Below are 18,081 nucleotides of genomic sequence, written 5' to 3' on the forward strand. Positions count from 1 at the left end.
GCGCTTTAAGGGAGTCCTCATGACCTTCGGAGTTGCGGTGATCGGCGCCGGCATGGTCGGCCGCGCGCACGCCAACGCGTACCGTCAAGCCGCCACCGTCTTCGACCTCGCGACTCCGCCCCGGCTGGTCGCGATCGCCGACCTGCACGAGCCGTTCGCCGCCGATGCCGCCGCGCGCTACGGCTACGCCCGCGCCGAGACGGATTGGCGGGCCGTCGTCGAGGCGCCCGACGTCGACGCGGTCAGCGTCGCCGTGGCCAACAGCCTGCACCGCGAGGTCGTCGAGGCCGCGCTGGCGGCCGGCAAGCACGTGCTCTGCGAGAAGCCGCTGGCCCCGAGCGTCGCCGACGGCGAGGCCATGGTGGCCGCGGCCGCCGCCGCACCCGGCCAGGTCAATGCCGTCGGCTTCACTTTCCGCCGCTCCCCCGCCCTCAACGCCCTCAAGCAACAGGTCGAGGGCGCGCTCGGCCCGGTCCGCCACTTCGTCGGCAACTACTGGTGCGACTACGGTTTCGACCCCCAGCGCCCGATGAGCTGGCGCTACCAGGGCGGCCCCGGGTCGGGCGTGCTGGCCGACATCGGCAGCCACCTGACCGACCTGGCCGAGTTCTTCTGCGGCCCCACCAGCGGCGTCCAGGGCACGACGATGGCCACGTTGGTCACGGAAAGGCCCAAGCCGCTGGGCGTCGCGGTCGGCCACGCCGGCGGCGTGCAGGTGAGCGACGAACTCGTCCCGGTCGAAAATGAGGACGTCTGCACCTTCACCACCAGCTACGCGAGCGGCGCGGTCGGCACGTTCTCGCTGTCCCGGGTGGCCTTCGGGCACGCCAACACGCTGCGGGTCGACCTGTTCTGCGAGCGCGGCACCGCCTCGTTCGACATGACCCGGCCGGCCGAGTTCAGCGTCATCGACGGCGGGCCCGACGCGGCCGTCAACGGCGCGCGCACTGTCTTCATCGGACCATGGCATCCGTACGTCGCCCGCGGCCTGCCGATGGATTTCCCCACGGTCGGCCACGGCCAGAACGACTTCTTCGTCTATCAGGCCCGCGCCTTCCTCGACCAGATCGCCGGCGTCAAGAGCCTGCCGCCCTGCCCCGACCTGGCTCACGGCCTGCACAACCTGCGCGTCCTCGAGGCGGTCGTCTCCGCCACCGGCAAGCCCGTCACCCTCTAGAGAGAGACCCCGCCATGCGCCTCGGTGCCTACACCGCCTGCCTGCACGACCGTTCCCTCGACGAGACCCTGAAGATCCTCGGCGAGCTGGGCCTGACCAGTGCCGAGATCAACACCGGCGGCTTCATCGCCGCGCCGCACATCCCCATCGACGACCTGCTGGCCAGCGCGGGCGCCCGCGAGGAATACCTGGGCCGCTACGCCCAGGCCGGCATCACGCTGACCGGCTTCAACTGCAACGGCAACCCGCTCAACCCCGACCCGCTGGTCGGCCCGAAGCACGCGGCCGACCTGCGCCGCAGCATCGAACTGGCCGCCCTGCTCGGGGTCAAACGCGTTGTGACGATGTCCGGCCTGCCGGGGGCTCACGCCGGCGCCACGGCGGCCAACTGGGTGGTCAACCCGTGGGACAGCCAATGGCTGGACGCGCTCGACTACCAGTGGGACGAGGTGGCCGTCCCGTTCTGGCGCGACATCCAGGCCCGCGCGGCCGACGCCGACGTCAAGGTGTGCATCGAGATGCACCCGCACAACATCGTGTTCAACCCGCCCACGCTGCTGCGCCTGATCGAGCAGACCGGCGCCACCCACGTCGGCGCCGAAATGGACCCCAGCCACCTGTTCTGGCAGGGCATCGACCCGGTCGCCGCCATCAGGTATCTGGGCGACCGCGTCTTCCACGCCGCCGCCAAGGACACCCGCATCAACGACGAGAACGTCCGCCTCTTCGGCGTGCTCGACGACCGGTTCACCCGCACCCCGGCCGACCAGAATCCGCTGAACCTGGGCGGTCACAACACGTTGAACCAGTGGCCGGCCCAGCCGTCCTGGCAGTTCGTGGCCGTCGGCCGCGGCCACGGCGACGACTTCTGGGTGCCCTTCCTGCAGGCCCTGCACGAGGTCGACCCCGACATGGCCGTCAACATCGAGCACGAGGACACGGAACTCGACCAGATCGAGGGCCTGCGCCTGGCCGCCGAGAACCTCATCGCCGCCGGCCGCAAGGCCGGCATCTGACCGGCGCGGATCAGCTCCGGCGCTACCGTTCCGCCTCGGCTTCGTCCCGCTCCCGGAACGCCGGCGGCGCCGCCAGCCCGCGCGCCCACCCGTGCCGGTAGGCGGCCGACCGGCTGGTCTGTCGCGCGATCACGTCGGCGGGCGGCGCGCCTGCGGCTGATCGGCCGCCGCCGCCCTGGGGCCAGAAGCTCAGCAGGTAGCGGTCCGGGCGCTGGTCCATGTAGGTGTAGTCGTCCTCGGCGATCTCGTCCGGGTCGAAGAGGCCGAACGGGTTGCGGCCCTCGTCCATGCCGAGGGCGCAGTACCGCACGCGGAAGGCCGGAAGCGGGCCACCGTCGGGCGCCAGCGGCAGGCGGGCGAGCGAGCCCTGACCCCACGGCACGAGATCCACCGTTGCCGTGGTCGGGTGGAAGGCCACCTCGACCACCTCCTGCCATTCGTCAGCGGCGGCCGGTGGCTCGGCGTCGTGCAGCTCGATCGTGAAGCGGACCCGCCCGGAATGCGTGCCGGTCATCAGGAGCAGCGCGCCCGGCTCGCCGACACCGCAGAGCCCGTTCGCCTGACCGGCGAACGCGCGGCCCATGTCCGGCAGGTCGCGACTGATCACATAGGCCTGCCCGTAGGCGACCGGAACGAGCCCGTCGAAGACGATCCGCATCGGCCGATCGTGCCACCGATCGCCTGCCCGCGGTGGCCGCCGTGGGCGCGGTGGTCGTCGTGGGCGCGCTGGCCGCGGTGGCCGCCGTGGGCGCGCTGGCCGCCGTGGCCGCCGTGGGCGCGCTGCCCACGGTGCCCGCCGTGGCCGCGCTGGCCGCGGTGGCAGCGGTGGCCGCGGTGGCAGGCGGGGCCGCGGTGGCCGCGCCAAGCCCAGGGAAAACGCCGACGCAGCCGGGTGGCCGCCGCTTTCAGTCGAGTTTGGCTCGTGCCGCGTCGAGGAACGCCAGGCGGGGGTTCTCCAAGGCGTCCCTCAGCTCGTCGCGCCCGGGGGTTCCCTCCCAGACCGCGCCGTTGAGCATCAAGAAGTAGGCGCGCGCGGCGTCGTGGACCGGGGGCGGGAACAGCAGGCGGATCATGCGTTCGGCCACCCAGAAACGGTTCATCGTCTCCTGCGCCCGGGCGTGCCACTCGTCGCCCTCTTGCCAGGTGGGCGGGCGGTCGAACGCGCAGCGCTCGGCCTCGGCCGCCACGCCGACGAAACGCTCGAGCAGGGCCAGCCGCTCGGCCCGGCGCGCCTCCGTCCGGGCCGCCGCCTGTTTGCCCTCTTCGAGGCGTGCCGTCATGCGCTGCGTTGTCCTCTGCACCAGGTACGACAGTCCGCCGCCGAGCGCGACTCCGCCCAGTGATGTCAGAGCCGTCCATGTCTCCGCCGCCATGCGGGCATGATCCCCGAGCCGGCCGCCGATCGTCGATCCCGTTCCGGTCGCACCGCCGCGCGGATGGACGATCCCGCCGCCGCGCGGAGCTGACGATCGCGCCGCCGCACGGGTTGACGATCGCACCGCCGCACGGGTTGACGATCGCACCGCCGCGCGGAGTTGACGATCGCGCCGCCACGCGGGTTGACGATCGCGCCGCCGCGCGGAGTTGACGATCGCGCCGCCACGCGGGTTGACAATCGCGCCGCCGCGCGGGTTGACGATTGCGCCGCTGTGAGGGTTGACGAGGCGGTTGGTAAGTCGTAACTTACCGTTCGTGGCCACTAACCAAGGGCCCGGCGAACCAGGGCCTGACGGGCCAGGGCCCGACGGGTGGGAAATTCTCGGGGATCCGAGCCGTCGCGCGATCGTGGAGAGCCTGGCGGTGCGGCCACATGCCGTCGGTGAGCTGGCCGCGCAACTGCCGATCAGCCGGCCGGCGGTGTCGCAGCATCTGCGCGTGCTCAAGGATGCGGGGCTCGTCGACGACGAGGCCGCGGGCACGCGCCGGGTCTATCGGCTCAACCCCGCCGGCGTCTCCGCGCTCCGCGACCAGCTCGACGTGTTCTGGCGGCGGACCCTGGAGGGTTTGCAAGAGATCGTCGAGGAAGCAGACGAGGAGAAGTCATGACCGAGGCAGCAACCGAGGTGGTTCTGCGGCAGGTGGTCGTCCGGGCGCCGCAGCAGAAGGCGTTCGAGGTGTTCACCGGGCGCTTCAACGACATCAAGCCGCGCGACCACACCCTGCTCAGCTCACCGATCGCCGAGACGGTGCTCGAGCCTCGGGTGGGCGGGCGCATCTACGACCGGGCGGAGGACGGCACCGAGTTCGCCTGGGCCCGCGTCCTGGCCTTCGAGCCGCCCGACCGGCTGGTCTTCAGCTGGGACATCGGCGTGCAGTGGGAGCTCGAGACGGATCCGGCCAACGCCAGCGAGGTCGAGGTCCGCTTCATCGCCGAGGCCCCCGACCGTACGCGGGTGGAATTGGAACACCGCCACCTCGACCGGCACGGCCCGGGCTGGCGCGCCCTGATCGACCAGCTCGGCAACGACCAGGGCTGGCCGCTGTACCTGAGCCGCTTCGCCGCCCTCTTCGGGGAAGGGTAGGAGTGGCTGAGCGCGTCATCCTGGTCAACGGGCTGCCGGGCTCGGGCAAGACGACCCTCGCGACGGCGCTGGCGGCCGAGCTCGACGTCCCGCTGATCTCGAAGGACGCGCTCAAGGAGGCGTTGGCGGCGGCCGTGCCGCAGGTTCCGGCCGCCGCCCTCGGGCGTACGGCGTCGGAGCTCTTGTGGACGCTGGCCGCCGCCGTCCCGGGCGAGGTTGTCCTGGAGTCCTGGTGGTTCCGGCCCCGCGACCGGGACTTCGTGTGGCAGGGCCTGGGCCGGACGGGCACCCGTCAGGTCGTCGAGGTCTGGTGCGACGTCCCGGGTGAGGTGGCGCGCGAGCGGTACGCCCGGCGCACGCGGCCGGCTTTCTACGGGGACGACCGGCACCTGGCCGAGTCGTGGCCGCGCTGGCTGGCCGAGGCCGCGCCGCTCGGGGCCAGCCTGGAAGTGCGGGTGCGCACCGACGCCGAGGTCGACGTTCCCGCCTTGGCCCAGAACCTGATCAAGCTGCGGGAGCTGGTTCGTGCGGCAGCCGAGGCCCCGGACCGCTGAGGCAGCCCGGGGCGGCGACGTCAGGACGCCAGATACTTGTTGATGCGGTCGAGGTTGTAGCGGGCACTGTCCTCGGCCCGCTCCTCCCAGGCGAAGACACACACCGTGGCGATGCCGTCGAAGCCGACCTCGCCCAGCGTCTGGAAGAACAGGTCCCAGTCCACTTCGCCCTGGCCGATGTCCAGGTGCTGGTGGATGCGGGCCGTGCTGCCGGGCGGGTTGACGATGTAGCGCAGCCCCGACGACGCGCGGAAGTCGAACGAGTCGGCGATGTGCAGCTGAGTCAGCAGCGGGCCGGCGTTGCGGATGATCTCGGCCAGGTTGCCGCCCTGGTGGAACGTGTGCGGGCAGCAGTAGAGGAACGACACCAGCTCGCTGTTGATACCGCGGATCAGGTTGACCGCCTCGATGCCGTCCTCGATGAAGTCGTCCGGGTGCGGCTCGAGCACCAGCCGTACGCCCTCGCGTTCGAAGATCGGCAGCAGCTCCTCCATCGAGCGCCAGAACTGGGCCTCGCTCTCGGCGGCGCGATCCGGCCGTCCGTTGAACTCGGAGTTCATGACGTTCACCCCGAGGTCGACGGTGATCTCGATGGCCCGCTTCCAATACCGTACGGCGGCCTGGCGCTCGTCCTCGTCGGGGCCCGACCACCGGTAGAGCGGCAGCACCGACGCGACCGACACCTCGGCCGCGGCCAGCTCTTTGCGGAACGCCGCCACCCCGGCCTTGTCCACCCGCGGGTGCAGGAAGAACGGCAGGAAGTCGTCCCGCGGCGACAGCTCGATGTGCTGATAGCCCAGGCCGGCCACCACGCGCGGAAGCTCGAGCAGCGGCGTCCGCCGCAGCATGTAGGGATCCAGTGCGATCTTCATGCCACGACGCCCCCGGTTACGCCGTACAACTTGGGCTTCTCGACCAGGGCGACCGGCGCCCGTTCGCCGGTGCGCAGCGCGTGCACGCCGGCGTCGGAGACCACGGCGGCGGCGTATCCGTCCCACGCCGAGGGCCCCACCGGCTGGCCGCCGGAGCGCAACGCATCGATCCACTCCTGGAACTCCACGTCGTACGCGCGCAGGAACCTCTCGCGCCAGTCGGCCGGCACCTGGTCGGCCGACAGACCCGACCGCCGTACGTGCACCGGGCTCAGCGATCCCAGGGACGCCGTCCCCTCCTCGCCCACGATCTCGCCGCGGATGTCGTAGCCGTACCGGATGTTGACCGACGTCTCCACGTCGACCAGCACCCCCGACGCCAGCTCGAACAACAGCATCAGCGGGTCTTGCAGCTCGCCGCCGAGGCTGCTGCGCCGGGGCGTCAGCACGCGCACCGCCGTGATCTCGTCGTCGAACATCCACCGCACCATGTCGATCTCGTGGACGGCGGTGTCGGTGATCGCCATTTCCTTCTCGTAGAAGCCGGGCACGCTGGCGTTGCGGTGGGCGCAGTGCATCATGAGCGGCGCGCCGATCTGACCCGTGCCGAGCACCTTCTTCAGCGCCCGGTACGAGTCGTCGTACCGCCGCATGTAGCCGACCTGCACGAGCCGGCTGCCGTACGCGACCTCGGCCTCGAGGATGCGCAGGCAGGCCTCCTGCGTGGTGGCCAGCGGCTTCTCGCAGAACACCGGCTTGCCCGCGGCGATCGCGGCCAGCACGTACTGCTCGTGGGTCGGCCCCCAGGAGCAGACGACGACCGCGTCCACGGACGGATCGGCGATCAGCGCCTCGCCCGATTCGAAGGCGGGCGCGCCGACCCGGGCCCCGACCGACGCCGCCACCGTGGTGTCGACGTCGGCCACCGCGGTCACCCGCACCCCGGCCAGCACCGAGGACATGCGCCGGATGTGGTCCTGACCGATCATGCCGGTGCCGATGACTCCGACCTGCAGCATGCGCATCACCGCTTCAGTTCGTGGGACAGTTCGGCCAGCTCGTCGCCGCCGGCCATCTGCTGGGTCAGCTCGTCGAGCCCGACCTCTTTGCGGGTCTTGTCGAGCGCCATCCGCCCCAGCTTCAGGATGACGAAGTGGTCGCCGACCATGTAGGCGTGGTGCGGGTTGTGCGTGATGAAGACGACGCCCAGCCCGGCGTCGCGGGCCGCCGCCACGTACTTGAGCACCACGCCGGACTGCTTGACGCCCAGCGCGGCGGTGGGCTCGTCGAGGATGAGCACGCGGGCCCCGAAGTACACGGCCCGGGCGATCGCCACGCACTGCCGCTGGCCGCCGGACAGCGTGCCGATGGGCTGGTTGATGTCTTTGACGACGATGCCCATCTTCCGCAGCTCGGCGTCGGCGATCTCTTTCATCTGCTTGATCTTGAGTCCGGCCAGCGGGTACTTGCCGGCGGTCATCTCGGAGCCGAGGAAGAAGTTGCGCCACACCTCCATCAGCGACACCACCGCGAGGTCTTGATAGACCGTGGCGATGCCGTGGGCGAGCGCCTCGCGCGGCGACGAGAAGGAGACCTCTTTGCCGTCGACGCGCAGGTTGCCCTCGTTGTGCGGGTGCAGCCCCGACATGATCTTGATCAGGGTGGACTTGCCGGCGCCGTTGTCGCCGAGCACGCAGGTCACCTCGCCCGCGCCGACGCGCAGGTTGATGCCGCGCAGGGCCCGGATGGCGCCGTACGACTTGCCGACCTCTTCCATCTCGATGAGCGGCTCACCCTTGTTCAGGGTCTGGTCGGCGTGCGAGGCCAGGGTGTCGGTCATCGCTATCCCACCTTCCGGGCGGTGGACATCCGCTTCACGTAGAGGTTGACCAGCACGGCCAGCAGCAGCATGACGCCGAGGAAGGCCTTGAACCAGTTCGGGTCCCACCCGGCGTAGATGATGCCGAGGCTGGTCATGCCGAAGATGAAGGCGCCGATGGCGACGCCCACCATGTTGCCGAATCCGCCGGTGAGCAGCGTGCCGCCGACGACCGCGGCGATGATGTAGAGGAACTCGTTGCCGACGCCGCTGCCGGACTGCAGCGTGTTGAAGCGGAACAACTGGTGCATGCCGACGAACCAGGCCAGGAACGAGACCGTCATGAATAGCCCGATTTTCGTACGGATGACAGGCACGCCGACGGCCCGGGCGCTGTCCAGGTTGCCCCCGACGGCGTAGATCCAGTTGCCGGTCCGGGTGCGGTGCAGCGTCCACGCGGCCAGGGCGACGAAGAAGATCCACCAGATGACCGAGCCCCAGACCGTCACCGACCCGATCTTGAAGCTCGACGAGAACACCGACTGCAACGAGTTGAAGCCGTCGATCCCGCTGATGTCCGGCGTCGACACGGTGCCGGTGACCAGCTTGGTGACGCCGAGGTTGGCCCCCTGCAGCACGAAGAACGTGCCCAGCGTGATCAGGAAGCTCGGGATGCCGGTCTTCATCACCAGGTAGCCGTTCAGGAAGCCCAGCGCCAGGCAGAAGACCAGCGACAGGGCGGCCCCGATCCACAGGTTGACCCCGTAGTACCAGCAGAACATCGAGGTGACCAGCCCGGCCGTGTAGACCATGACGCCGGCCGACAGGTCGAACTCGCCGCCGATCATCAGCAGGCCGACCCCGACGGCGACGATGCCGATGATCGACGACTGGTAGAGGACGGTGAAGAACGATTCCGCCGAGCGGAACGACGGGGCCGCCACCAGGAAGAAGATGAAGATGATGACGGCGGCCACGAGCGCGCCGATCTCGGGCCGGCCGAGCAGGCGCTGGGCCAGGCCGAGACGTACGCGGTTGGTCGGTTCGGAGGGCGCCGGCGCGGGCGCCTCGAGTGTCTGGCTCATGTCGCCACCCGCCTACCGAGTGTTGTTCTTGGTGAAGGGGATGATCTTGTCGATGTTCGTGCTGTCCACGAAGGAGGGACCGGTCAGCACGGCCTGGCCGCCGCCGATGTCGTTGCCGTTCTTCAGGTTCAGGTAGAGCGAGGTGACGGCCATGTAGCCCTGGACGTACGGCTGCTGGTCGATCGAGAACTCGATCTTCTTGTCCTTGATGTCCTGGGCGGCTTCCTCGTTGAGGTCGAACGTGATCAGCTTGGCGTTGCTGCTGGCCTGCTCGATCGCCTTGAGCGCGTCGACGGCGATTGGGGCGCCCAGGGTGACGATGTAGTCGATCGACTTGTCCTGCGCCAGCTTGGCCTGCAGGGTCGAGACCACGGCGGCGTCGTCCGCGCCGTTGACCTGGATGTTCTCGGTGCCCGGAGCCGACTTCTTCACGCCCGCGCAGCGCGCCTCGAGCGCCACCGAGCCGGTGGCCTGGATGACGCACAGCGGCTTCTTGGCGCCCGCGTCGGCGATCCGCTTGCCCGCGGTGGTGCCGGCCAGGGTCTCGTCCGAGCCGAAGTACATCAGCGCGCCGAGCCGCTTGTAGTCGTCGATGCCGGAGTTGAAGCCGACGACCGGGATGCCGGCCGCACTCGCCGCCTTCACCGAGCCGGCCAGGGCGTCCGGGGTGACCAGCGTGGTCGCGATGCCGTTGACCTTCGAGTCGACCGCGTTCTGGATGAGCACGGCCTGCTTGGTCGCCTCGGGGTCGTTGGAGTACTTCAGGGTGACGCCGGTGTCCTTGGCCGCCTGCTGAGCGCCGTTCTTGACCTTGTCCCAGAACGTGTCGCCGGGGGTCTCGTGCGTGATGAAGGCGATCGTGTAACCCGAGCTTCCGGCCGCGTTGCCGCCGGACGTCTCGGTATCGTCCTCTTTCTCGCGACCACCACCGCTGCAGGCCGCGGCGGCCACCAGCACAGCCGCCGACGCGGCGAGCAACCGGAAGGTGCGTGTCCGAACGGTCATATCTTCTCTCCTGTGGCTGGACGGGGATTCTCGGCGGCGGCCCGGGAGTGGAGGCCGACGGAGTTCAGGTAGGTCCGCGTGCGCTCCGCGATGGGCAGCGGCACGTCGAACTCGACCGGGTACATGTCCTGCTCGACGACGACGAACAGCTCCGCGTCGAGTTCGCTCAGCGCGGCCAGCACGTCGGGGATGTCGGGCTCGCCGGCCGGCGGCTCGACGCTGGCGCCCTGGGCCACCGCCTTGCCGAAGGCCAGGTCCTCCTTCACCGCGCGCTCGGCGATGACCGGGTCCATCTGCTTGATGTGCACGTAGCCGATGCGGTCGGGATAGGTGCGGATGATCGCGGGGACGTCGGCCTTGCGGTACGCCAGGTGGCCGGTGTCGAGGCACAGCGAGACGTACCTGGGGTCGGTGTCGGCGAGGAAGCGCTCGGTCTGGGCCTGCGTCTCGACCTGGTAGTCGGCGTGCGGGTGGAACCGCATGTGAACGCCGTACTCCTCGAGCAGCACCTTGCCGAGCGTGTTCGAGTTCTTCACCAGCGCCTGCCAGCCGTCGGCGTCGAGCTCGCCCGGCTCCAGGTAGGCGTTGGTGTTGTCGTCGCGATAGCCGGGCACCGGCACGAAGACGACGTTCTTCCCGCCCACCGCGGCCGTCAGCTCGGCCACCTTGCGGGTCTCGGCGAGCACGTTCTCGAAGTCCTTGTGCGGGCCGCCGGCGCCGGCGACCGTTCCGCCGGCCACGGTGAGCCCGCGGGCCGCGAGCTCGTCGCTGAGCCGCGACGGATCCGTGGGCAGGTATCCGTACGGGCCAAGCTCGAGCCAGGAATAGCCGGCCGCCACCATCTCGTCGAGAAAGCGGTTCCAGGGCGTCTGGCGGGGGTCGTCGGCGAACCACACACCCCACGAGTCGGGGCAGCTACCGAGTTGCAGGTGACGAATTTCCATGAAGAGGCCCTAACTCGCAGTGGGGAAATGCAGGGAGGCGTCGTACGCGTGGGAGACGTGCGGCCATCGGGAGGTGACGACCTTGGCGCGGGTGTAGAACGAGACGCCCTCGGGCCCGTGCACGTGCTTGTCGCCGAACAGCGAGTCCTTCCAGCCGCCGAAGGAGTAGTAGGCCATCGGCACCGGGATGGGCACGTTGATGCCGATCATCCCGACCTTGACCCCCCGCTGGAACCGCCGCGCCGCCTCGCCGCTGCTCGTGAAAATCGCGGTTCCGTTCCCGTACGGGTTGCTGTTGATCAGTTCGATGGCGGCGTCCACAGTGTCGGCGCGCACGACCGAGAGCACCGGCCCGAAGATCTCCTCGCGATACACGTCCATCGACGGCTCCACCTGGTCGAGCACTGTCGGCCCGACGAAGAAGCCCTCCTCGAAACCGGGTACCGACAACCCGCGCCCGTCCACCGTGACCTTGGCGCCCTGCCGCTCGCCGCTGTCGATCAGCCCCTCGATGCGCTGCTTGGCCGCCGCCGTCACGACCGGGCCCATCTCGCTCGCCGCGTCCCGGCCGCTGCCCACCTTGACCTCGCCCGCCTTGCGGTTGACCAGGTCGACCAGCGCGTCGCCGGCGCCCCCGACGGCCACCGCGGCCGAGATCGCCATGCACCGCTCCCCCGCCGAGCCGAAGGCAGCCGCGGTCAGGTGACCGGCCGCGAACTCGAGGTCGGCGTCGGGCAGGATGATCGCGTGGTTCTTGGCGCCGCCCAGCGCCTGCACCCGCTTGCCGTGCGCGTTGCCCTGCTCGTAGATGTAGCGGGCGATCGGCGTCGAGCCGACGAAGGACACGGCCGCCACGTCCGGGTGCTGCAGCAGCGCGTCGACCGCAGTCTTGTCGCCGTGCACGACGTTGAACACGCCGTCCGGCAGCCCGGCCTCCTTCAACAGCTCGGCCACATAGTTGGAGGCCGACGGGTCGCGCTCGCTCGGCTTGAGCACGAAGGTGTTGCCGCAGGCGATCGCCACCGGGTACATCCACATCGGCACCATGGCCGGGAAGTTGAACGGCGTGATGCCTGCGCACACGCCCAGCGGCTCGCGGAAGCTGAACACGTCCACGCCGGTCGACGCCTGGTCGCTGTACTCGCCCTTGAGCAGCTGCGGGATGCCGCAGGCGAACTCGATGACCTCGAGGCCCCGCTGCACCTCGCCGGCCGCGTCCGAGAGCACCTTGCCGTGCTCGTCCGACACCAGCTCGGCGATCTCTTTGACCCGCGCGTTGACCAGCTCGCGGAAGTTGAACATGACCTTGGTGCGCTTGCTGAGCGAGGCCTGGCTCCAGCTCTCGAACGCCGTCCGCGCCGCGGCGACGGCAGCGTCCACATCGGCCGGGGTGGCGAGCACGACATCGTGTTGCTGCTGTCCGGTGGCCGGGTTGAAGACCGGTCCGGTCCGGTCGCCGGAGCCGGCGGTGAACTCGCCGCCGATCCAGTGCTCGATGGTTGCCATGACAGTCCTTACAGATAGGGGCGTTGGAGACGCTTGGCGTCGTCGTAGGCCGCTCGGGCCTCGTTCGTGCTTTCCAGTTCGCTGACGGCGGGGACGGGCACGTCCCACCACGAGTCGGAAGAGGGCACGGGGGCGAGCGGGTCGGTCTCGATGTGCACGACGGTGAGGCGGTCGGCCTCCCGGGCGCGCTTCAGGCCGTCGGCCAGGTCGGCGATGGTGCGGCAACGGATGACGTTGGCGCCCAGGCTCTCGGCGTTGGCGGCCAGGTCGACCGGCAGGTAGCCGCCCTGGTAGTCGCCGTCGGCGCTGCGGTAGCGGTAGCTGGTGCCGAAGCGCTGCGAGCCGAGCGACTCCGACAGCGCGCCGATCGAGGCGAAGCCGTGGTTCTGCACCAGGACGATGACCAGCTTGATGCCCTCGGCCACCGCGGTGACGATCTCCTGAGCCATCATGAGGTAGCTGCCGTCGCCGACCATCGCGAAGACCTCGCGGGTGGGGTCGGCCAGCTTGATGCCGAGCGCGCCGGCGATCTCGAAGCCCATGCACGAGTAGCCGTACTCGACGTGGTACTGCTTCGGGTCCCGGGCGCGCCACAGCATCTGCAGGTCGCCCGGCAGGCTTCCGGCCGCCTGCACCACGACGTCGCGTGCTCCGCACGCTTCGTTGACCACCCCGATGACCTCGGTCTGGGCGGGCAGGGGTCCGTGTCCCAGGTGGTACGCGTGGTCGACCCTGGCCTGCCAGGCCTGGACCTCAGCGGCGACGTCGCTCGCGAAGCGCCGTCCGTCCAACGCCGTGAGCAGCGCCGACAGGCCGGAGCGGGCGTCGGCGACGATCGGGTGGGCCGACTCCTTGGCGGCGTCGAACGCGGCCACGTTGATGTTGACGAACCGCACGTCCGCGTTCTGGAACGCCGTACGCGAAGCGGTGGTGAAGTCGCTGTAACGCGTGCCGACCCCGATGATCACGTCGGCCTCGCGGGCCAGGCGGTTGGCCACCGGCGTGCCGGTCGAGCCGACGCCGCCCACCGAGTTCGGGTGGTCCCAGCTCAGCGCGCCCTTGCCGGCCTGGGTGTCGGCCACCGGGATGCCGGTCGCGCGGGCGAACCGGTCGAGCTCGGCCGACGCCTCCGAGTAGATGACGCCGCCGCCGGCGATGATCAGCGGCTTGGTCGCGCCGTTCAGGACGGCCGCCGCCCGCTCGACGAAGGCCGGCTCGGCGACGGGACGGGCGACGTGCCAGACCCGCTTCGCGAACAGCTCCTCCGGGAAGTCGTACGCCTCGGCCTGCAGGTCTTGGGGCAGGCAGATGGTCACCGCGCCCGTCTCGGCCGGGTCGGTCAGCACCCGCATCGCGCCGAGCAGGGCCGACGGCAGCTGCTCGGGCCGCCACACCCGGTCGAAGAAGCGCGACAGCGGCCGGAAGGCGTCGTTGACCGACACGTCGTAGCCGCCCGGATCCTCCAGCTCTTGCAGCACGGGCGACGCGGCGCGGGTGGCGAAGACGTCGGACGGCAGCAGCAGGACGGGCAGGCGGTTCACGGTGGCCAGTGCGGCGCCGGTCAGCATGTTGGTCGATCCCGGCCCGATCGAGGCCGTGCACGCGTACGTGGAAAGCCGGTTGCTCATCCGCGCGAAACCGGCCGCGGTGTGCACCATCGCCTGCTCGTTGCGGGCCAGCCGGTACGGCAGATCGGCCTCGCCGGTGCGCTGGGCCTGCAGCAGGGCCTGGCCCAGACCGGCCACGTTGCCGTGCCCGAAGATGCCCAGGCAGCCCGCGATCGCCCGGCGCTCGACGCCGTCCCGCTCGGTCCACTGGCTGGCCAGGAACCGCACCACGGCCTGGCCGACGGTGAGTCTCACGAACGCGTCCTCTCGTTGCGGGTGGTCAGCGGCAGGCGGGGGTCGACGGGCACGCCGTTCCACGAGGCCCGCACCCAGCCGTGCGCCGGGTCGTCGCGGACCTGCCACTCGCGCTCGCCCGGGCCGGCCATCACGTTGAGGTAGTAGAGGTCGTAGCCGGGCGCGGCCATCGACGGGCCGTGCCAGCCGTACGGGATGAGCACGACGTCGCCGCTGCGCACCTCGGAGCACACCTCGATCGGCCGGTCGGGGTGCCCGTACACCCGTTGGTAGGCGCTGCCCGCGGTGCCGGCCGGCGACTGCGCGACCTCGTAGTAATAGATCTCCTCGAGGCAGGACTCGCCCTCGCCCGGCTCGTCGTGCTTGTGCGGCGGGTACGACGACCAGTTGCCGCCCGGGGTCAGCACCTCGCAGGCGATCAGCCGGTCGGCCTCGAACCTTTCCGGCGTACAGAAATTGTTGACCTGCCGGCTGGCCTGCCCGGCCCCCCGCAGCTCGACTGCGACGTCTTCGGCCGCGCCGTAGCGGAACGGCAACCGCCTCGTCGCGCGGGCCGAGGGCAGCGCGAACCGCCCGCCGTTGGGCGCCCGCACGGTCACCGTGGACTCGCGCGGCACATAGGCGAAGTCGGTCACCCGGGTGAAGACCGAACGCCGCCCGGTCAGCGTGATGCGCTCGTCGTCGCAGGTCACGTCGCAGCCGCCGGAGAGCGGCAGCACCAGCATCTCGTCGTCGCCGGTCAGGAACTTCGCGCGGGCGCCCACCGCCAGGTCGAGGATGCGCAGCCCGCTGTAGTCCCAGCCGGCGTTCTCGGGCGTCACCACCACGTCGAACGGCTTATCGGCGGTGCTGCCCGCGGGCATGACCGGGTTGACTCGGGCATTCGGGTTCACAGCAGGCTCACCGCCCGGTCCACCGCGTCGGTCACCGAGCCACTGGCCGGGTAGAGCAGCGACCGCCCGATCACCAGCCCCTGCACGGTCGGCAGGTCAAGGGCCTTGCGCCATTCCCCGTACGCCGCCTCGCCCTCGCCGCCGAGAATGAGCGCGGGAAGAGTGGTCGACGCCATGACCCTTTCCATGTCCCGGACGACCGGCACCTTCAGCCACGTGTAGGCCGAGGTGGTGCCCAGCCCGGCCGCCACCGACATCGCACGGATCATCGCCTCGGCCGTCAGCTCGTTGCGCACCCGGCCGTCGACCCGGTGCGAGATGAACGGCTCGACCATCGCCATGCGCCGCCGGGCGGCCAGCGCGCTGACCGCCGAGCCGCACGCCTCGAGCGTCGACACCGTGCCCGCGTCGGCCGGGTCGATGCGCAGCAGCATCTTGCCGCCCTCGAAGCCGGCCGTGGTGATGCTCTCGGCGTCGTACGCGGTGAAACGGTCGTCGATCTCGAACGACGTGCCGGCCAGGCCGCCGCGGTTCATCGAGCCGATCACGACCTTGTCGTCGAGGGCGCCCAGCAGCAGCAGGTCTTCCAGGATGTCGGGGGTGCCGAGCACGCCGTTCACGCCCGGGCGGGCCAAAGCCGTACGGATGCGGTCGAGCAGATCCACCCGGTTGGCCATGGCGAGGGGGTCGTCGCCGGCCCGCAGCGCGCCGCGGGCCGGATGGTCGGCGGCGATGATCATCAGCTTGCCGTGCGGTCCGAACAGGCCGGTCGGGCGGCGCCGGGCCGACGCGGCGGCGGCGATGGCGGCCGGGCGCCGGGTGCGGATGTCGAGGAGGTCGTCGAGGTCAGGCATGCTTGGCCTCCCCTAGCAGGTCGCGGACTTCGGTCTCGGTCGGCATGGCGTCGGCGCAGGACAGCCGCGAGGCGACGATGGCGCCGGCGGCGTTGGCGAAGCGCATGGTCGTCTCCAGGTCCCAGCCGGCGAGCAGGCCGTGGCAGAGGGCGCCGCCGAACGCGTCCCCCGCTCCCAGGCCGTTGACCACCTCAACCGGGACCGGGGGGACCTCCGTGTTCTCGGTTCTTGACGAGGCCAGCACGCCCGCGGGGCCCTGCTTGACGACGGCCAGATCGACGCCGGCATCGTGCAGCGCTTGCGCCGCCTCTTCCGGCTTCCGTTTGTTGACTGCGGTGTCGGCTTCGTCGAGATTGCCGACGGCCACCGTCGCGTAGGGCAGGGCGTGGGCGTACCAGTGACGGGCCTCTTCGCGGGACTGCCAGAACATGGGCCGGTAGTCGAGGTCGAAGACGGTGATGCCGGATTTATTGCGATGTTTGAGGGCGTTGAGCGTGGCGGTGCGCGACGGCTCCTGCGACAGCCCGGTGCCGGTGATCCAGAAGATGTCGGCCGCGCGGATCGCGTCGTAGTCCAGTTCGGACGGATGGATCTCGAGGTCGGGCGCCTTCGGGAACCGGTAGAAGTACAGCGGGAAGTCGTCCGGCGGGAAGATCTCGCAGAACGTCACCGGCGTCGGCAGGGTCGACACGGGCGTGACGTAGCGGTCGTCCACCCCGAACCCGCGCAGCGCGTCGTGCAGGAACTCGCCGAACGGGTCGTCACCGGTCCGCGTGATCACCGCCGACCGCCGGCCGTACCGCGCCGCGGCCACGGCCACATTGGTGGCGCTGCCCCCGAGGAACTTGGCAAAGGTGCGCACTTCGCGCAGCGAGGCGCCGATCTGTTGCGGGTACAGGTCGACGCCTATGCGTCCCATTGTCAGTACCTCATCGGCGGGCATGCGTCAGCCTCCGGCCTTCGGTGTCGGGCGGTGTTCCGCGAGAGGGATGCCGTGCTCGTTACGGCGCGGTGAAAATCAGGCGATCGCCGTCGGTAGCGTCCCGGCGACTCTAGGTTTGCTGCCTTCGATGTAATAACTTGGAGCCGCGTACGTCAATACTTTGTCATGACAAACTCCAGGAGCGAGGGTTCGCGGTGACGTCCGAACTGCAGGGTCGCGTCCGTCCGGTCGAGGTGGACAGGACCAGTCCCGTACCTCTGTACTTCCAGGTCGCGACGCGTTTGCAAGAGCTGATCGAGAAGGGCGAGATCGGCGTCGGGGCCAGGATCGAGAACGAGGTCGACCTGGCCGAACGCCTGGGCGTCTCCCGCCCCACGACCCGCCGCGCCATTCAATACCTGGTCGAACGGGGAATGCTGGTCCGCAAGCGAGGCGTCGGCACGCAGGTGGTGCACCCCAAGGTCCGCCGCCCGGTGGAACTGAGCAGCCTCTACGACGACCTGGTCGCAGGCGACCGAGCCCCCAGGACAGAGGTGCTGCGCCTCGAGGTGATGCCCGCCCCCGACCTGATCGCCAACGGCCTCGAGGTGGCCCCCGGCACCCCCGTAACCTGGATCGAACGCCTGCGCTACGCCGCCGGCGAACCCTTGGCCCTGATGCACAACGCCATCCCGATCGACGTCCTGCCGCTCACCCGCGAAGACCTGGCCGCCCACGGCCTCTACGAACTGCTACGCCGAAACGGCCTGACCCCCCGCATAGCCACCCAGGTGATCGGGGCCAGATCAGCCACCTCAGCCGAAGCCAAGATCCTCGACGAGAAGCGCAACGCCTCCCTGCTGACCATGACCAGAACGGCCTGGGACGCGGGCGGCCGAGCCCTCGAATACGGCAGCCACGTCTACCGAGCCAGCAGATACAGCTTCGAACTGAACCTCAGCGCCGGCTGAGCCCTCGCCCCGCGCCCCAACGCTTCGCGCCTGGCCGCGCTCCTGCGCAAATCACGTGCAACGGAGCTTCGTGGGCGGT

19 protein-coding genes are annotated in these 18,081 nt (G+C 70.2%); 6 read left to right on the forward strand and 13 right to left on the reverse strand.

Annotated features, from left to right (window positions below):
- The first annotated feature begins 19 nt into the window (after nt 1–19).
- Both OWR29_RS41430 and OWR29_RS41435 read left to right on the forward strand, forming a co-directional pair.
- Complete coding sequence (locus tag OWR29_RS41430; protein WP_267569081.1) at nt 20–1,177, forward strand: Gfo/Idh/MocA family protein; 1,158 nt, start codon at nt 20–22, stop codon at nt 1,175–1,177.
- Between the two features lie 14 nt (nt 1,178–1,191).
- Entirely contained in the window at nt 1,192–2,193 is a 1,002-nt protein-coding gene (locus tag OWR29_RS41435) for a sugar phosphate isomerase/epimerase family protein (RefSeq protein WP_267569082.1), read from the forward strand.
- Nucleotides 2,194–2,215: 22 nt separating this feature from the next.
- Here OWR29_RS41435 and OWR29_RS41440 read toward each other — a convergent pair whose 3' ends face one another.
- Together OWR29_RS41440 and OWR29_RS41445 are read right to left on the reverse strand one after the other, a co-directional pair.
- Nucleotides 2,216–2,851: a hypothetical protein gene (locus tag OWR29_RS41440; RefSeq protein ID WP_267569083.1), complete on the reverse strand. Its 636-nt coding sequence runs from the start codon at nt 2,849–2,851 to the stop codon at nt 2,216–2,218.
- Nucleotides 2,852–3,098: 247 nt separating this feature from the next.
- The gene (locus tag OWR29_RS41445; protein WP_267569084.1) at nt 3,099–3,566 is read right to left on the reverse strand and encodes a hypothetical protein; all 468 of its coding nucleotides are present in this window, start codon (nt 3,564–3,566) and stop codon (nt 3,099–3,101) included.
- 319 nt (nt 3,567–3,885) lie between these two features.
- Between OWR29_RS41445 and OWR29_RS41450 the strand changes: the two genes are divergently transcribed.
- Genes OWR29_RS41450 through OWR29_RS41460 form a run of 3 tightly spaced genes read left to right on the forward strand, consistent with a single transcriptional unit; the run spans nt 3,886 to nt 5,269 of the window.
- A complete protein-coding gene (locus OWR29_RS41450) occupies nt 3,886–4,239 on the forward strand; it encodes an ArsR/SmtB family transcription factor (protein ID WP_267569085.1) in 354 nt (117 codons plus the stop codon).
- Nucleotides 4,236–4,715, forward strand: coding sequence for an SRPBCC family protein (locus OWR29_RS41455; RefSeq protein ID WP_267569086.1), 480 nt, complete (start codon nt 4,236–4,238; stop codon nt 4,713–4,715). Before OWR29_RS41450 ends, OWR29_RS41455 begins: the two co-directional genes overlap by 4 nt.
- Before the next feature lie 2 nt (nt 4,716–4,717).
- Nucleotides 4,718–5,269 (forward strand): P-loop nucleotide/nucleoside kinase family protein, encoded by a 552-nt coding sequence (locus OWR29_RS41460; RefSeq protein ID WP_267569087.1) that lies wholly within the window; start codon nt 4,718–4,720, stop codon nt 5,267–5,269.
- A gap of 20 nt (nt 5,270–5,289) precedes the next feature.
- Here the strand turns inward: OWR29_RS41460 and OWR29_RS41465 are convergent, their stop codons facing one another.
- From OWR29_RS41465 to iolC, 11 genes are read right to left on the reverse strand one after another with little or no spacing between them, the layout of a single operon-like run.
- A complete protein-coding gene (locus OWR29_RS41465) occupies nt 5,290–6,141 on the reverse strand; it encodes a sugar phosphate isomerase/epimerase family protein (protein WP_267569088.1) in 852 nt (283 codons plus the stop codon).
- A complete protein-coding gene (locus OWR29_RS41470; RefSeq protein ID WP_267569089.1) occupies nt 6,138–7,160 on the reverse strand; it encodes a Gfo/Idh/MocA family protein in 1,023 nt (340 codons plus the stop codon). The genes OWR29_RS41465 and OWR29_RS41470 overlap by 4 nt, the downstream gene beginning before the upstream one ends.
- 5 nt (nt 7,161–7,165) lie before the next feature.
- Nucleotides 7,166–7,981: an ATP-binding cassette domain-containing protein gene (locus tag OWR29_RS41475; protein WP_267569090.1), complete on the reverse strand. Its 816-nt coding sequence runs from the start codon at nt 7,979–7,981 to the stop codon at nt 7,166–7,168.
- Between the two features lie 2 nt (nt 7,982–7,983).
- Nucleotides 7,984–9,045, reverse strand: a complete 1,062-nt coding sequence (locus OWR29_RS41480; protein WP_267569091.1) for an ABC transporter permease — start codon at nt 9,043–9,045, stop codon at nt 7,984–7,986.
- A gap of 12 nt (nt 9,046–9,057) precedes the next feature.
- Nucleotides 9,058–10,050: a sugar ABC transporter substrate-binding protein gene (locus OWR29_RS41485; RefSeq protein WP_267569092.1), complete on the reverse strand. Its 993-nt coding sequence runs from the start codon at nt 10,048–10,050 to the stop codon at nt 9,058–9,060.
- Nucleotides 10,047–10,994, reverse strand: a complete 948-nt coding sequence (locus OWR29_RS41490) for a TIM barrel protein (RefSeq protein ID WP_267569093.1) — start codon at nt 10,992–10,994, stop codon at nt 10,047–10,049. Before OWR29_RS41490 ends, OWR29_RS41485 begins: the two co-directional genes overlap by 4 nt.
- 9 nt (nt 10,995–11,003) lie before the next feature.
- Nucleotides 11,004–12,500, reverse strand: coding sequence for a CoA-acylating methylmalonate-semialdehyde dehydrogenase (locus OWR29_RS41495; RefSeq protein WP_267569094.1), 1,497 nt, complete (start codon nt 12,498–12,500; stop codon nt 11,004–11,006).
- 8 nt (nt 12,501–12,508) lie between these two features.
- Complete coding sequence (iolD, locus tag OWR29_RS41500; RefSeq protein WP_267569095.1) at nt 12,509–14,362, reverse strand: 3D-(3,5/4)-trihydroxycyclohexane-1,2-dione acylhydrolase (decyclizing); 1,854 nt, start codon at nt 14,360–14,362, stop codon at nt 12,509–12,511.
- Nucleotides 14,359–15,255 (reverse strand): 5-deoxy-glucuronate isomerase, encoded by an 897-nt coding sequence (iolB, locus tag OWR29_RS41505; RefSeq protein ID WP_267569096.1) that lies wholly within the window; start codon nt 15,253–15,255, stop codon nt 14,359–14,361. Before iolB ends, iolD begins: the two co-directional genes overlap by 4 nt.
- Nucleotides 15,252–16,109 (reverse strand): Cgl0159 family (beta/alpha)8-fold protein, encoded by an 858-nt coding sequence (locus OWR29_RS41510; RefSeq protein ID WP_267569097.1) that lies wholly within the window; start codon nt 16,107–16,109, stop codon nt 15,252–15,254. Before OWR29_RS41510 ends, iolB begins: the two co-directional genes overlap by 4 nt.
- Nucleotides 16,102–17,028, reverse strand: coding sequence for a 5-dehydro-2-deoxygluconokinase (iolC, locus tag OWR29_RS41515; protein ID WP_267569098.1), 927 nt, complete (start codon nt 17,026–17,028; stop codon nt 16,102–16,104). The genes OWR29_RS41510 and iolC overlap by 8 nt, the downstream gene beginning before the upstream one ends.
- A gap of 218 nt (nt 17,029–17,246) precedes the next feature.
- Between iolC and OWR29_RS41520 the strand changes: the two genes are divergently transcribed.
- Entirely contained in the window at nt 17,247–18,002 is a 756-nt protein-coding gene (locus OWR29_RS41520; RefSeq protein ID WP_267569099.1) for a GntR family transcriptional regulator, read from the forward strand.
- The last annotated feature ends 79 nt before the right edge of the window (nt 18,003–18,081 follow it).

Origin of the sequence: Paractinoplanes pyxinae (assembly GCF_026626335.1) — a bacterium.
GTDB lineage: Bacteria > Actinomycetota > Actinomycetes > Mycobacteriales > Micromonosporaceae > Actinoplanes > Actinoplanes pyxinae.

What these genes read in the sequence shown, in the direction of transcription:
- OWR29_RS41480 (WP_267569091.1), bottom strand. Translation starts at nt 9,045, where the DNA reads ATGAGCCAGACACTCGAGGCGCCCGCGCCGGCGCCCTCCGAACCGACC.
- OWR29_RS41490 (WP_267569093.1), bottom strand. Translation starts at nt 10,994, where the DNA reads ATGGAAATTCGTCACCTGCAACTCGGTAGCTGCCCCGACTCGTGGGGT.
- OWR29_RS41445 (WP_267569084.1), bottom strand. Translation starts at nt 3,566, where the DNA reads ATGGCGGCGGAGACATGGACGGCTCTGACATCACTGGGCGGAGTCGCG.
- OWR29_RS41435 (WP_267569082.1), top strand. Translation starts at nt 1,192, where the DNA reads ATGCGCCTCGGTGCCTACACCGCCTGCCTGCACGACCGTTCCCTCGAC.
- OWR29_RS41485 (WP_267569092.1), bottom strand. Translation starts at nt 10,050, where the DNA reads ATGACCGTTCGGACACGCACCTTCCGGTTGCTCGCCGCGTCGGCGGCT.
- OWR29_RS41465 (WP_267569088.1), bottom strand. Translation starts at nt 6,141, where the DNA reads ATGAAGATCGCACTGGATCCCTACATGCTGCGGCGGACGCCGCTGCTC.
- OWR29_RS41510 (WP_267569097.1), bottom strand. Translation starts at nt 16,109, where the DNA reads ATGCCTGACCTCGACGACCTCCTCGACATCCGCACCCGGCGCCCGGCC.
- OWR29_RS41455 (WP_267569086.1), top strand. Translation starts at nt 4,236, where the DNA reads ATGACCGAGGCAGCAACCGAGGTGGTTCTGCGGCAGGTGGTCGTCCGG.
- OWR29_RS41440 (WP_267569083.1), bottom strand. Translation starts at nt 2,851, where the DNA reads ATGCGGATCGTCTTCGACGGGCTCGTTCCGGTCGCCTACGGGCAGGCC.
- OWR29_RS41430 (WP_267569081.1), top strand. Translation starts at nt 20, where the DNA reads ATGACCTTCGGAGTTGCGGTGATCGGCGCCGGCATGGTCGGCCGCGCG.
- OWR29_RS41470 (WP_267569089.1), bottom strand. Translation starts at nt 7,160, where the DNA reads ATGCTGCAGGTCGGAGTCATCGGCACCGGCATGATCGGTCAGGACCAC.
- OWR29_RS41495 (WP_267569094.1), bottom strand. Translation starts at nt 12,500, where the DNA reads ATGGCAACCATCGAGCACTGGATCGGCGGCGAGTTCACCGCCGGCTCC.
- OWR29_RS41475 (WP_267569090.1), bottom strand. Translation starts at nt 7,981, where the DNA reads ATGACCGACACCCTGGCCTCGCACGCCGACCAGACCCTGAACAAGGGT.
- iolC (WP_267569098.1), bottom strand. Translation starts at nt 17,028, where the DNA reads ATGGGACGCATAGGCGTCGACCTGTACCCGCAACAGATCGGCGCCTCG.